Source organism: Erwinia sp. AnSW2-5 (assembly GCF_045107195.1).
Taxonomy (GTDB): Bacteria; Pseudomonadota; Gammaproteobacteria; order Enterobacterales; family Enterobacteriaceae; genus Erwinia.
This window is the reverse complement of the sequence record NZ_JBJGXA010000031.1, coordinates 40,640-53,663: the sequence shown is the minus strand read 5'-3', so window position 1 is coordinate 53,663 and position 13,024 is coordinate 40,640. Positions and strand designations below refer to the sequence as shown.

Here is a 13,024-nt window from a genome sequence, read left to right as displayed (position 1 = left end):
GCTGTTAAATCAGCAGCCGATGCCGTTAATGGTAAACAAGAAAAGGGGTTGTGCCAAATAAGCAGTGAAATTACCTGAAAATTGAGAATTAAAGGCATAAAAAAAGGCCCCTAAGGGCCTTTTTTAAACAGAACGGAAACTTACAGTACGTCGACTGCGTTCAGCTCTTTGAATGCCTGCTCCAGGCGCACGATCATGGATGCCTGTGAAGAACGCAGCCATACGCGTGGATCATAGTATTTTTTGTTTGGCTTATCAGCGCCTTCCGGGTTACCCAGCTGCGCCTGCAGATAGCCTTCGTTCTTTTTGTAGTACTGCAGAATACCGTCCCATGTTGCCCACTGGGTATCGGTATCGATGTTCATTTTGATCACGCCGTAACCGATAGATTCTTCGATCTCAGCCGCTGATGAACCGGAACCACCGTGGAATACGAAGTCCAGGGCGTTCTCTGGCAGACCGTGTTTTTCGCTAACGTATTTCTGAGAATCACGCAGGATAGTCGGGGTCAGTTTCACGTTGCCTGGCTTGTACACGCCGTGCACGTTACCGAATGAAGCAGCGATAGTGAAACGCGGGCTGATAGCGTTCAGCTTGGTATACGCGTAATCAACGTCTTCTGGCTGAGTGTACAGGGCAGAAGCATCCATGTGGCTGTTGTCCACGCCGTCTTCTTCACCACCGGTGCAACCCAGTTCAATTTCCAGGGTCATGTCGATTTTCGCCATGCGCGCCAGGTATTTGCTGGAGATCTCGATGTTCTCTTCCAGAGACTCTTCAGACAGGTCGATCATGTGAGAAGAGAACAGGGGTTTACCGGTTTTGGCGAAGTGAGCTTCACCCGCATCCAGCAGACCGTCGATCCACGGCAGCAGTTTCTTCGCGCAGTGGTCAGTATGCAGAATGACTGGCACGCCGTAGTGTTCAGCCATCAGGTGAACGTGGTGTGCGCCAGAGATGGCACCAAAAATCGCAGCAGCCTGTGGCTTGTCAGATTTCAGGCCTTTACCCGCGATGAAACCAGCACCACCGTTGGAGAACTGAATGATAACCGGCGCTTTAACTTTCGCTGCGGTTTCCAGAACGGCGTTGATGGAGTCAGTGCCCACGCAGTTAACTGCTGGCAGAGCGAATTTGTTCTCTTTCGCTACCTGGAAGATCTTCTGCACGTCGTCACCGGTGACAACGCCTGGTTTTACGAAATCAAAAATTTTAGACATGTTAGCTTGTCCTGTTTCTTCGGTCGTATTAAAGGATTCAGTTCTCATGCGGGGTGCTTACACCCCGCGCTGAGGTTTAATTACTTCTGCTTTGCACGCTCTTCCAGCATGGCAACCGCAGGCAAGGTTTTGCCTTCCACGAACTCAAGGAATGCACCGCCACCGGTAGAGATATAAGAGATTTTATCTTCGATACCAAACAGGTCGATAGCGGCCAGCGTATCACCGCCGCCTGCAATGGAGAATGCGTCACTGTCTGCAATCGCGTTCGCGATGATTTCGGTGCCTTTACGGAAGTTCGGGAATTCGAACACGCCTACCGGGCCGTTCCACAGAATAGTTTTGGCTTCTTTCAACAACTTAGCCATTGCCAGTGCGGTTTCGTCGCCGAAGTCCATGATCTCTTCGTTGTCCTGAACCTCAGACACTTTCTTCACGGTAGAAGGTGCAGTTTCAGAGAATTCCGTGCCTACGCGGGAGTCAGTAGGAACCGGAATTTTGTATTCGTCGCGCAGTTTCTTAGCCGCAGCAACGAAGTCAGGTTCGTACAGAGATTTACCAACGTTGTTGTCGATAGCCACGAAGGTGTTCGCGATGCCACCACCAACAATCACGGTGTCAGCAATGTTCACCAGCGAGTTAAGCACATCGAATTTGGTAGAAACTTTAGAACCACCGACCACAGCAACCATTGGGCGAGCCGGGGTTTTCAGGGCTTTGCCCAGCGCTTCCAGTTCACCTGACAGCAGCGGACCCGCACAGGCGATTGGCGCGAACTTGCCCACGCCATGAGTAGACGCCTGAGCACGGTGAGCCGTACCGAAAGCATCCATCACGAAGATGTCGCACAGGGCTGCATATTTTTTAGAGAGGGTTTCGTCGTCTTTTTTCTCGCCTTTGTTAAAGCGCACGTTTTCCAGCACAACCAGTTTACCTGCGGTCAGCTCAACGCCGTCCAGGTAATCTTTGGCCAGTGAAACATTATCTGCACCCAACTTGTCTTTCAGGTAGTTCACTACCGGCAGCAGAGAAAACTCTTCGTTGTATTCACCTTCGGTCGGGCGACCCAGGTGAGAGGTAACCATCACTTTTGCGCCCTGCTTCAGTGCCGCCTCAATGGTCGGCAGGGAAGCGCGAATACGTGCATCCGACGTCACTTTCCCTTCTTTAACTGGCACGTTCAGATCCGCACGGATCAGAACACGTTTACCAGCCAGATCCAGATCGGTCATCTTAATTACAGACATGGTGAACCCTCTCGTTGATTCTCAAAGTTTTACAGACGCTGTACGCGCCTTACCTGAAACCGCTGGCGGCCATCGCTAACGTCGTATCGATCATACGATTAGCAAAGCCCCATTCGTTATCGCACCAGACTAATGTCTTGATAAGGTGCTGACCACTGACCCGCGTTTGGGTGCCGTCGACAATAGCACTGTGCGGATCATGGTTAAAATCAATGGAGACTAACGGCAATTCCGTGTAGTCCACTATACCACTAAATGCCCCTTCTGACGCACTTTGCAACAGGGCGTTAACCTCGCAGGCGCTGACGGGATCCCGCACACTCACGCTAAGGTCAATGGCCGTTACGTTGATGGTCGGAACACGTACAGCAATCGCTTCAAAACGATCATTAAATTTTGGGAAGAAGCGCGTAATCCCTGCGGCCAGGCGAGTGTCGACAGGAATAATCGACTGACTGGCCGCACGTGTACGACGTAAATCCGGGTGATATGCGTCAATCACCTGCTGGTCATGCATGGCAGAGTGGATGGTTGTCACCGTACCCGACTCAATCCCCCACGCATCATCCAACAGCTTGATAATAGGGATGATGCAGTTCGTGGTGCATGAAGCATTCGACACCAGTAAATGCTCCGGCAGCAGATCTTTTTCATTCACGCCAAAGACCACTGTGGCATCAAGATCGTTGCCGCCGGGATGTGAGAACAGAACCTTTTTGGCCCCTGCCTGCAAATGGGCTTCACCATCCGCACGACTGCCATAAACGCCGGTACAGTCCAGCACGATATCCACATTCAGCTCGCGCCACGGCAGTGCCGCAATCTCAGTATGGTGCAGCAAACGGATCGTGTCATCGCCAACAGAGAGCAGCTCGCGCTCCTGACGCACATCCCAGGCGAAGCGCCCGTGGCTGGTGTCATACTTTAACAGATGCGCCATTCCGGCTGCCTCTGCCAGCTCATTGATGGCAACCACCGTAATCTCGGCACGGCGACCGGTTTCATACAGTGCACGCAACACGTTGCGTCCTATACGACCAAATCCGTTAATGGCAATGCGAACCGTCATATCACTCCTGCTTCAGAATTCACTATGAAATCGGAGGATTAGCCTGAGCCAGCCACCGCGATTTGTACAGGATATTCTTGCATCATAACAAGGCTCAGTCTGAATGGTGATCCTTGTGTGACATAGCACTGAAACGCTTCAGCTAGAATAATAGAAGTAAGGAATAATAGGAATGATCGGGATCAATTGCGCCTTTCAACTTTCGATCTACGTCACAAAATCAGACAAAAGTTAGCGACCAGAGACAAATTTATCGGAAGAAATTTCGTCGACAGATGCACCAGCATCTCACCGCATAAAAAAGGCACCGCGATGCGGTGCCTGTTTATCACTGACCTGCCCGGTGCCGGGCAGGTCATGGCCGATTACAGCAGGCCTTTTGCTTTAGCAACAACGTTATCCACGGTGAAGCCAAACAGTTCAAACAGCTTCTCCGCTGGCGCTGACTCACCAAAGCTGGTCATACCGACGATAGCGCCGTTCAGACCAACGTATTTGAACCAGTAATCTGCGATACCCGCTTCAATCGCCACACGTGCGCTGACTGCTTTCGGCAGCACGGCTTCACGGTAGGCCGCATCCTGCTTGTCGAAAGCATCGGTAGATGGCATGGAAACCACACGCACCTTGCGACCTTCAGCGGTCAGTTTGTCATACGCGCCGACTGCCAGCTCAACTTCTGAGCCGGTTGCAATCAGGATCACTTCAGGCGTACCTGCGCAGTCCTTCAGCACATAAGCACCACGTGCCACGTTTGCCAGCTGCTCAGCAGTACGGTCCTGCTGTGCCAGATTCTGACGTGACAGGATCAGGGCCGTCGGGCCATCGTTACGCTCAATCGCATATTTCCATGCAATGGCTGATTCTACCTGGTCACATGGACGCCACAGGCTCATGTTCGGCGTGACTCGCAGGCTGGCGATCTGCTCAACCGGCTGGTGAGTCGGGCCGTCTTCGCCCAGACCGATAGAGTCATGGGTGTAGACCATCACCTGGCGGATCTTCATCAGTGCCGCCATACGCGCCGCATTACGGGCATATTCAACAAACATCAGGAAGGTCGCGGTGTACGGCAGGAAACCGCCGTGCAGGGTGATGCCGTTGGCAATCGCGGTCATACCGAATTCGCGCACACCGTAATGGATGTAGTTACCCGCTGCATCTTCGTTGATTGGCTTAGAACCAGACCACATTGTCAGGTTGCTTGGTGCCAGATCAGCGGAACCGCCCAGGTATTCCGGCAGCAGTTTACCAAAGGCTTCAATGGCATTCTGTGACGCTTTACGGCTGGCGATTTTAGACGGGTTAGCCTGCAGCTCTTCAACAAACTTCTGCGACTCGGTTGCCCAGTTCGCTGGCAGTTCGTTCTTCACGCGGCGTGTGAACTCTTCCGCCAGTTCAGGGAAGGCTTTCGCATAGGCAGCAAACTTCTCATTCCATGCCGCTTCTTTCGCCTTGCCTGCTTCTTTCGCATCCCACTGAGCATAGATGTCTGAAGGAATTTCAAACGGCGCATAGTTCCAACCCAGTTGCTTACGGGTCAGTGCGATCTCATCATCACCCAGCGGCGCGCCGTGGGAATCATGCGTACCGGCTTTGTTCGGTGAACCGAAGCCGATAACAGTTTTGCACATCAGCAATGAAGGCTTGTCGCTAACCGCTTTCGCTTCTTCAACGGCTTTTTTGATGGCATCAGCATCGTGACCGTCTACGCCGCGCACTACGTGCCAGCCGTAAGACTCGAAGCGTTTCGCCGTATCATCGGTGAACCAGCCTTCAATGTGGCCGTCAATGGAGATCCCGTTGTCATCATAGAACGCCACCAGTTTGCCCAACTTCAGCGTTCCCGCCAGTGAACACACTTCGTGGGAGATACCTTCCATCATGCAGCCATCACCCAGGAACACGTAGGTGTTATGGTCAACAACATCATGGCCTGGACGGTTGAACTGCGCTGACAGCGTACGTTCAGCAATCGCCATACCTACGGCGTTCGCGATACCCTGGCCCAGTGGACCGGTGGTGGTTTCCACGCCTGCGGTATAGCCGTATTCAGGGTGACCTGGGGTTTTGGAGTGCAGCTGACGGAAGTTAGCCAGTTCACCGATTGGCAGGTCATAACCGCTGAGATGCAACAGGCTGTAGATCAGCATAGAGCCGTGACCATTAGACAGCACAAAGCGGTCGCGGTCGGCCCACAGAGGATTTGTAGGGTTGTGATTCAGGAAGTCACGCCACAGGACTTCGGCGATATCGGCCATACCCATTGGGGCACCCGGGTGGCCGGATTTGGCTTTTTGCACCGCATCCATACTTAATGCGCGAATGGCGTTGGCAAGCTCTTTACGAGAAGACATTTTCTACTCCAGGTCGGATTTAACGCTTCGCCGTCCTTAACCTATTGTAATGAATGAGTTATCAGGCAAAGCCGAAGGAAAGTCGACCATCAATGTACATGAAATACGGGTAACATGTACATGCCGCAGGATGTAAAAAAAATCACAGAAGTTACGGGTTGAGATCACGGCGACTAGGCAATCGCCTTTACACGCGCTATAACACCTCTTCTGTCGGCTTTTTTTTTCCGACATTTTTTTTCAACTTAATGATTTTCCTACCTTGTTACCTAAATGGATGAACTGGAATGAAGAAACGTATTGCTTTTGCAGCACTCGCACTGGCGACCACTCTCACTGGCTGTCAGAATTTTGACACCAATACGCTGATGCAATCCGGTGCGCAGGCTTTTCAGGCTGCCACGTTGAGTGATGCGCAGGTTAAAGAATTGAGTGAGCAATCCTGCCAGCAAATGGACAGCCAGGCTCAAATTGCCCCTGCCACCAGCACCTACGCTAAACGCCTGAGTAAAATCTCAGCGGCACTGGGCGACAATATCAACGGCACCCCGGCAAACTATAAAGTTTATCTGACCAAAGACGTTAACGCCTGGGCAATGGCCAATGGTTGCATCCGCGTTTACAGTGGCCTGATGGACATGATGACCGATAACGAAGTCGAAGGCGTGCTGGGCCATGAAATGGGCCACGTAGCGCTGGGTCACTCACGTAAAGCGATGCAGCTGGCCTATGCCACCACCGCCGCACGTACTGCCGCGGCTTCTGCGGGTGGCATTGCCGCATCGCTGTCGCAGTCTCAGCTAGGTGCACTGGGCGAGAAACTGGTGAATGCGCAGTTCTCCCAGAGTCAGGAGTCCCAGGCGGACGACTACTCCTTCGATTTGCTGAAGAAACGTAACATCAATCCGCAGGGCCTGGTGACCAGTTTTGAGAAGTTAGCGAAGATGGAAGGCACGCACGAAAGCAGCATGTTTGATTCACACCCGGCCTCACAGGCGCGTGCTGACCATATCAAACAGCGTATCGCCGCCGGTAAATAATATCCCAGACTAACCTGGGCTGACCTTGTGTTTGGGTCAGCCCGTCTGGTCGACGATATCAATACAGCGTTTTTTGCGGCGGCCCGGCAAAGTGCAGCGGGCCAATCTCCTCCATTCTGACCTCCACCAGCGCCGGCCCCGGCAGGGAAACAGCTTCAGCCAGCACCGATTCAAACCGCGCCGCATCACTGATCGTCCACGCGGGTAGCCCCATCGATGTCGCCAGCAGGGTGAAATCAGGGGAGTGCAGCTGGTTGTAATATTGCCGACCGCCAAAATACTTGTCCTGAATCCCGCGCATCACGCCATAGCCACCATCATTCATCACCAATACCACCACATTGGCGCGTTCCTGCACCAGCGTAGCCAGTTCACCTAAGCCCAGCGCCAGCCCGCCATCGCCTACCAGAGCGACCACCTTACGCTGCGGGTTTGCCAGCGCGCTGCCAATCGACATCGCCAGCCCCATACCAATCGCCCCGGCCAGCGAATGAATATTTGCCAGCGGTCCGTTAGCCCGCAGCAGGCGGCTGCCCCAGACGCTGCCGGAAACCGTAATATCACGCACCAGAATACCGTCAGACGGCAGCGCCGCAGCTACCGCATCATTCAGTGCCGCATAGGCTCCGCACTGCTGACGCAGCGTGCTTTCAGCCTCAGACACGGCGGCGGAAACCTGCCGATCCAGCGCCTCATCCTCTACTGGCAGCAGCCGATCGGCCAGTGCATTCAGCAGCAGGCGACAGTCATAGTTCAGCACCTCATCCGCCAGATAGTTACGACTGCCAGCGGCAGGATCAAGATCGATCTGAATTCGCGGCGCTGGCAGCGTCAGCGTCCAGCTGCGCGTTTCATTACTGCGCAGACGCGATCCAACAATCAGTGTTAAGTCACACTGCGCCATCAATGCCTCCACCGATGGCGAGTTGTGGAAAGCCCGCAGGCTGCGCGGGTGGGCATCGGGCAGAATACCGCGCCCGTGGGCGCTGGATATCACCATCACCCCCGCATCCGCCAGCCGTCTGACTGCATCAGCACAGCCCAGCGCCCCGCCGCCAACCCAGAGTAGAGGACGGCGTGCGCGCATCACCCTCTCTGCCAGCGTGCAAATCACGCTTTCTGGCGGAGCCGGAGGTGACAACGGCCCGACAGGTGCAGTCACCAGCGTGACAGGGATCGGGCTGTTCTGAATATCAATCGGGATCTCAACGGAAACAGGGCCGCAGGGTGGAGTCTGCGCCAGCTGAATGGCACGGTGCATGACCGCCACGGCCTGCTGCGGCGAATGCACGCGTAAGGCTGCTTTACTGCTGGCGCGCAGGAAACCCAGCTGATCGCGCGCTTCATGGATAAAACCACTGTCGGCATCAAGCCAGGCTTTCTCTACCTGCCCGGTAATATGCAGCAGCGGTGTTCCGGCATTCAGCGCCTCCAGCAGGGCGCCTACCGCGTTACCGGCACCTGCGCCAGTGCTGGTCAGAGCCACACCCAGCCCACTGAAACGTCCGTGTGCATCCGCCATTGTGACGGCACCGGCCTCGCCGCGAGCCGGAACAAAGTGCAACCTGTCACGCTGGCCGATGGCATCAGCAATCGGTAAATTATGAATAGAAATAATGCCATACAGCGTAGTCACGCCATACTGCTCCAGCGTTCGTGCCAGGGCTTCGCCTACCGTAATTGTTTTGCTCATGTCCGTTTTCCGTCCGAAGTTAGTCGCTCCAGCCATTCACAGCTGGGGTGGTCGCCAGATAGATACTTTTCTGCTGCATCCAGGCTTTGATTCCCTGTAGCCCCTTTTCGCGCCCCAACCCACTCTCTTTCACGCCACCAAAGGGGGTGGAAATAGAAAACACTTTGTAGGTATTGATCCACACGGTGCCGGTCTCCAGTTTTTCGGCCAACCGCAGTGCACGGGTGATGTCCCGCGTCCAGATCCCCGCTGCCAGGCCATAGAGCGAATCATTGGCCTGCGCGATCAGTTCAGCCTCGTCATCGAATGGCATGACCACCAGAACCGGGCCAAAAATTTCCTCCTGACACACCCGGGCGCGGTTGTTCAGCCCGGTAATGATCGTCGGCAAGAACCAGCTGCCCTGCGCCAGGGTAGGATCGGCGGGCGCTTCGCCACCGCACAGGATCTCGCCCCCCTCTTCCCGAGCCAGCGCCACATATCCGGCCACCGACTGGTAATGCGCGGCGTTAATCAGCGGGCCAATATGGATACCCGGCTGTAAGGGATCGCCAATGCGTAATTCCTGCGTCAACGTTAGCAAGCGATCAAGTAACGGCTGATACAGTCTGCGGTGAACGAACAGGCGCGATCCGGCGATACAGGCCTGCCCCGCTGAGCTGAAAATGCCGTAGCAGATCCCACGAGCCGCCTGTTCAGGATCGGCATCATCCAGTACGATGGTCGGGGATTTTCCGCCCAGCTCCAGTGAGGTAGAAATCAGCTTATCTGCTGCCACATGCGCCAGCATGCGGCCGGTGCGGGTGCCACCAGTAAACGAAATCTTTTTCACCAGCGGATGCCGGGCCAGTGCTTCACCGACGATGGAACCTTTCCCTGGCAGTACGCTAAACAAACCTGGCGGTAGCCCCGCTTCCTCAAACAACGCGGCCAGTTCCAGCGCCATCAACGGCGTGGCTTCGGCAGGTTTCAGTACCACTGCGTTACCGGCTGCCAGTGCCGGAGCCACTTTCTGCATCTCACTGGCAATCGGTGAGTTCCACGGTGTAATGGCCGCGACCACGCCGATCGGTTCGTAACCACTTAAGGTGATAAAATCTGGGCTACGTTGCGGCGGTAGCTCCCCCTCCATCACTTCGCAGACGGCGGCGAAATAGTGTGCGGTGGCCGCCGCACTGGCGACCAGCCCCCGCGATTCAGCCAGCGGTTTACCGTTATCCCGCGTCTGACGCTGAGCCAGTGGTTCCAGCCGCGCACTGATGAGATCGCCCACGCGATGCAGGATCGCCGCCCGCTGGTGCGGCAACATATTGCGCCATTCCGGCTCGCGCCACGCGCGTTCGGCCGCACTGACAGCCAGCTCCACGTCATCGAGGCTGGCAGCATGCAACCAGGCATTAACTGTTCCGTCAGCAGGGTACGTGCTGCAAAACCGCTCGCCACGTCCTTGCCGCCACTCACCCGCCACATACAGCTTTAACGTTTCCATCAATTTTTCCTTTTTGTTAATCGTCAGTCAGTTGACGGCAGGCATGAACAGCACTGAGCACCGCCAGCAGTGAGGTTTTCGGGTTACGGGCTAACGGATAGCCGCACAGTTCCAGGGTCAGTTCACCGAAAGCGCCCACTGCATGAAGGGTGTGCGTATTACGCTGCGTTGCCGGGTCCACCACCAGCTCCACGCTCGTGTGATCCATGCCTATCCCTGCCAGCGCGATAGTGGCCGCCACGTTGGCATTGGCCGGGAACTGCTGTGCCGCCTGGCGGGCGCTGCCATGGAAAAACACCTGCCGGGTGGTAATGGCATCCAGGTCGAGCAGTGTTTCAGCGAGGCTTCCGCGCCAGCTGTCCGGGCTTTTACAGGACTGGTACATCACGCTGGTCAATCCCCCCTCACGTGCAACACTCAGCCCGTCCAGCCCGGCAACGGCACCAGAAAGCGGCATCAACTGGCCGCCCTCCCGACAGGCATCCTGCAACCGCTGATACAACCGCTCATCTGCCAGCGCCCCGGTAGATATCACCGCCAGCCGCCAGCCGCGCCGCAGGATCGATTCGGCATAGTCCGCCACCGCCTGCTGACTAGCACACTCAAGTACCAGATCGGGTAGCGCATGACACTGCACCGGCGAAACAATCGGCATCACCTGTTCGCCAAAACGTGCGCGTATGGCCGGATGATGATGTTCACGCGCCAGGATCCAGCCAGGCACAACCCCCTCCGGCAGACGCGCCAGCACCTCCTGCGCCATTGCGCCAAAGCCGATTAACATGATCTTTTTCATCCGTCCTCCTTTAGAGCTGACGCGAAAATCCACCGGAAACATCCAGTGCCGCACCGGTGGTAAAAGAAGCCATCGGCGATGCAAGGAACAGTAATGCTCGTGCTGCTTCCTCTGGTTTACCCAGACGACCCAGTGGAATACCGCGTCGCACGGCCAGCTCAGTGGCCCATTGATCCCAGTTCTGCTCAGGATCTTCACGCTGTTCAAAACGCCGCTGCCACTGCCCGGACTCCACCATGCCCAGCAGGATCGCATTAACGCGGATCCCCTTGCTTACCAGTGATTTGGACAGCGTTAGCGTCAGGTTCAGCAGCGCCGCACGTGCCGCCGACGTGGCAATCATGTGTTCCTCTGGCTGCCGTGCCAGCAGCGAGTTAACGCAGGTCACAGAGGCAATCTCCGACTGCTCCAGTAAAGGCAAAAACGCTTCCAGCGGGTTGATCACGCCGAACAGTTTCAGTTCAGCCTCCTGCAACCATGCGGATCGCGGCGTGTCGGCAAAGTGGGCCACATAGCCCTGCCCGGCGTTATTGATCAGCATATCTACCGTGCCAAAACGTCGACTAACCGCCTGCGCAAAGCGCTCCACCTCCAGCTGATTCAGCACATCGCAGTGTTGAGCCAGAATATCTGCATCGGGAAACGCCTCCCGTAGTAGTGTCTGTGCAGCGGCGAGCCGGGTGGTGTTACGCCCGCAGAACGCCACTTTGGCGCCTTCCGCCAGCAGCAGCTTCAGGGTGGCAAAGCCGATACCAGACGACCCCCCGGTCACCACGGCTACCCGTCCTTTAATGTGTAGATCCATCACCCTCTCCTGTGATCACCCGCCGCAGCTGTCGGTTAAAAAAGGCGGCATTGTCGAGATAGCTGGCATGTCCTGCCCCCGGGATTGGCAGGTAAGGCACCCCGCGACTTCGGGCCAGCGCCGAAGACTGTTGCGGAGGAGTAATGACATCCTGATCGCCACACCACACTTCCGCCGGGCAGGAATTTTTCGCCAGCCAGCGAGAGATATCTTCATGCACCAACAGCGATACGGCCTGTAAAAACCCCTCCGGGTTGAGCTGCCGCATACCGGCAGCGACGGTCGCAATATCGCGCTCATCCGCCTCCGGGCGCAGCAGCCTCACGGCGCGTGTAGCGGCCAGTTTTTCCAGCCCGCCGGCCAACTGCTGCTGACGCTGTACCAGCACCTGCTGCTGCTTTTCCAGCGGCGCGCTACCGTAGCCCTGCGCCGGATCGGCCAGCACCAGGTGACTCACCCGCTGCGGATAACGCGCAGCAAACGCGCTGGCAATCAGAGCGCCCAGTGAGTGGCCCACCAGTACCACCTCCCATTCATCTGCTTCATCCAGCATCTGCGCCAGCGCATCGGCATAGAGATCAGCAGAAGGCTGCGCGTGATTTAGCACGCCGCTCATGCCATAGCCTGGGGCATCCCAGGCAATCATCCGACAACAGCGCTGCAGTACCGGGTCGTTCAACTGCTTATGCCAGCTTGTGCTGCTGGAACTGATGCCGTGTAGCAACACCAGTGCCGGACCGCTTCCAGCCTCATGCCACGCAATCATGACGAAACCGGGTTACGTTTCACCTGTGACAGCGGATGGTCTGCAGGATAGGTAGGAATATGCGGTTTCGCCGTACCGAGCATCACGCACATCAGCGCTTCCTCTTCGCCATGATTAAAGAGGCCACGATAGATACCGGCCGGCACCGAAATAAGGTCACGTTCGTTAAGCACGGTTTCGTAATACCCTTCACCGTCTTTTATCATCAGCGTGATGCAGCCTTTCAGCATGAAAAACACCTCTTCCACATCGTCATGTAGATGCAGTGGGCCTTCACATTTGGCCGGCAGTACCATGGTTGAGAAGGTGAAATTGTCCGCCGCAACGGTGTTGCCGTCTGCCGCAACGCCCGTCGCCCCGGTGCCGATATAGCGCATCTGCGCCCGGCGGTATTTCGGATCAAAATCAGCCTGAAACTTCAGTGCACTCCAGTCATATTTACGCCCGGCAAAACGTGCAATGCGCGATTCCACCCACTCATCCATCGACAGGTTGTCCGGTTTCACCGTCGTTTTAGCGATATGTTCTGACATGTTCTACTC

11 protein-coding genes are annotated in these 13,024 nt (G+C 55.8%); 1 reads left to right on the top strand and 10 read right to left on the bottom strand.

The window, feature by feature from the left end; all coding sequences use genetic code 11:
• Positions 1–140: 140 nt before the first annotated feature.
• The 4 genes from fbaA to tkt all read right to left on the bottom strand — a co-directional run bounded on the left by fbaA (position 141) and on the right by tkt (position 5,893).
• Positions 141–1,220: a class II fructose-bisphosphate aldolase gene (gene fbaA / locus ACFL9S_RS18415; protein WP_405263314.1), complete on the bottom strand. Its 1,080-nt coding sequence runs from the start codon at positions 1,218–1,220 to the stop codon at positions 141–143.
• Positions 1,221–1,300: 80 nt separating this feature from the next.
• Positions 1,301–2,467: a phosphoglycerate kinase gene (gene pgk, locus ACFL9S_RS18410; RefSeq protein ID WP_133846174.1), complete on the bottom strand. Its 1,167-nt coding sequence runs from the start codon at positions 2,465–2,467 to the stop codon at positions 1,301–1,303.
• Between the two features lie 49 nt (positions 2,468–2,516).
• On the bottom strand, positions 2,517–3,536 hold the full coding sequence (epd, locus tag ACFL9S_RS18405; RefSeq protein ID WP_405263313.1) for an erythrose-4-phosphate dehydrogenase: 1,020 nt from the start codon (positions 3,534–3,536) through the stop codon (positions 2,517–2,519).
• 365 nt (positions 3,537–3,901) lie between these two features.
• Positions 3,902–5,893: a transketolase gene (tkt, locus tag ACFL9S_RS18400; RefSeq protein WP_405263312.1), complete on the bottom strand. Its 1,992-nt coding sequence runs from the start codon at positions 5,891–5,893 to the stop codon at positions 3,902–3,904.
• 287 nt (positions 5,894–6,180) lie between these two features.
• Here tkt and ACFL9S_RS18395 point away from each other — a divergent pair, with 287 nt between their 5' ends.
• Positions 6,181–6,933 carry a M48 family metallopeptidase gene (locus tag ACFL9S_RS18395; protein ID WP_405263311.1) on the top strand — a complete coding sequence of 251 codons (753 nt, stop codon included), beginning with the start codon at positions 6,181–6,183 and terminating at the stop codon, positions 6,931–6,933.
• A 58-nt stretch (positions 6,934–6,991) separates the two neighbouring features.
• Here the strand turns inward: ACFL9S_RS18395 and ACFL9S_RS18390 are convergent, their stop codons facing one another.
• The 6 genes from ACFL9S_RS18390 to ACFL9S_RS18365 are packed head-to-tail and all read right to left on the bottom strand — an operon-like array spanning position 6,992 to position 13,015.
• Entirely contained in the window at positions 6,992–8,626 is a 1,635-nt protein-coding gene (locus ACFL9S_RS18390) for a thiamine pyrophosphate-binding protein (protein WP_405263310.1), read from the bottom strand.
• A gap of 19 nt (positions 8,627–8,645) precedes the next feature.
• Positions 8,646–10,115, bottom strand: a complete 1,470-nt coding sequence (locus ACFL9S_RS18385; RefSeq protein ID WP_405263309.1) for an aldehyde dehydrogenase — start codon at positions 10,113–10,115, stop codon at positions 8,646–8,648.
• A gap of 16 nt (positions 10,116–10,131) precedes the next feature.
• Positions 10,132–10,911, bottom strand: coding sequence for an aspartate dehydrogenase (locus ACFL9S_RS18380; RefSeq protein ID WP_405263308.1), 780 nt, complete (start codon positions 10,909–10,911; stop codon positions 10,132–10,134).
• A 10-nt stretch (positions 10,912–10,921) separates the two neighbouring features.
• Positions 10,922–11,716 carry an SDR family oxidoreductase gene (locus ACFL9S_RS18375; RefSeq protein WP_405263307.1) on the bottom strand — a complete coding sequence of 265 codons (795 nt, stop codon included), beginning with the start codon at positions 11,714–11,716 and terminating at the stop codon, positions 10,922–10,924.
• Positions 11,700–12,482 (bottom strand): alpha/beta fold hydrolase, encoded by a 783-nt coding sequence (locus tag ACFL9S_RS18370; protein ID WP_405263306.1) that lies wholly within the window; start codon positions 12,480–12,482, stop codon positions 11,700–11,702. Before ACFL9S_RS18370 ends, ACFL9S_RS18375 begins: the two co-directional genes overlap by 17 nt.
• Entirely contained in the window at positions 12,479–13,015 is a 537-nt protein-coding gene (locus ACFL9S_RS18365; RefSeq protein WP_405263305.1) for a cupin domain-containing protein, read from the bottom strand. Before ACFL9S_RS18365 ends, ACFL9S_RS18370 begins: the two co-directional genes overlap by 4 nt.
• Between the last annotated feature and the right edge of the window lie 9 nt (positions 13,016–13,024).

Excerpts from the sequence above, each read along its gene's own strand:
- fbaA (WP_405263314.1), bottom strand. The coding sequence starts at position 1,220 with ATGTCTAAAATTTTTGATTTCGTAAAACCAGGCGTTGTCACCGGTGAC.
- pgk (WP_133846174.1), bottom strand. The coding sequence starts at position 2,467 with ATGTCTGTAATTAAGATGACCGATCTGGATCTGGCTGGTAAACGTGTT.
- epd (WP_405263313.1), bottom strand. The coding sequence starts at position 3,536 with ATGACGGTTCGCATTGCCATTAACGGATTTGGTCGTATAGGACGCAAC.
- tkt (WP_405263312.1), bottom strand. The coding sequence starts at position 5,893 with ATGTCTTCTCGTAAAGAGCTTGCCAACGCCATTCGCGCATTAAGTATG.
- ACFL9S_RS18395 (WP_405263311.1), top strand. The coding sequence starts at position 6,181 with ATGAAGAAACGTATTGCTTTTGCAGCACTCGCACTGGCGACCACTCTC.
- ACFL9S_RS18390 (WP_405263310.1), bottom strand. The coding sequence starts at position 8,626 with ATGAGCAAAACAATTACGGTAGGCGAAGCCCTGGCACGAACGCTGGAG.
- ACFL9S_RS18385 (WP_405263309.1), bottom strand. The coding sequence starts at position 10,115 with ATGGAAACGTTAAAGCTGTATGTGGCGGGTGAGTGGCGGCAAGGACGT.
- ACFL9S_RS18380 (WP_405263308.1), bottom strand. The coding sequence starts at position 10,911 with ATGAAAAAGATCATGTTAATCGGCTTTGGCGCAATGGCGCAGGAGGTG.
- ACFL9S_RS18375 (WP_405263307.1), bottom strand. The coding sequence starts at position 11,716 with ATGGATCTACACATTAAAGGACGGGTAGCCGTGGTGACCGGGGGGTCG.
- ACFL9S_RS18370 (WP_405263306.1), bottom strand. The coding sequence starts at position 12,482 with ATGATTGCGTGGCATGAGGCTGGAAGCGGTCCGGCACTGGTGTTGCTA.
- ACFL9S_RS18365 (WP_405263305.1), bottom strand. The coding sequence starts at position 13,015 with ATGTCAGAACATATCGCTAAAACGACGGTGAAACCGGACAACCTGTCG.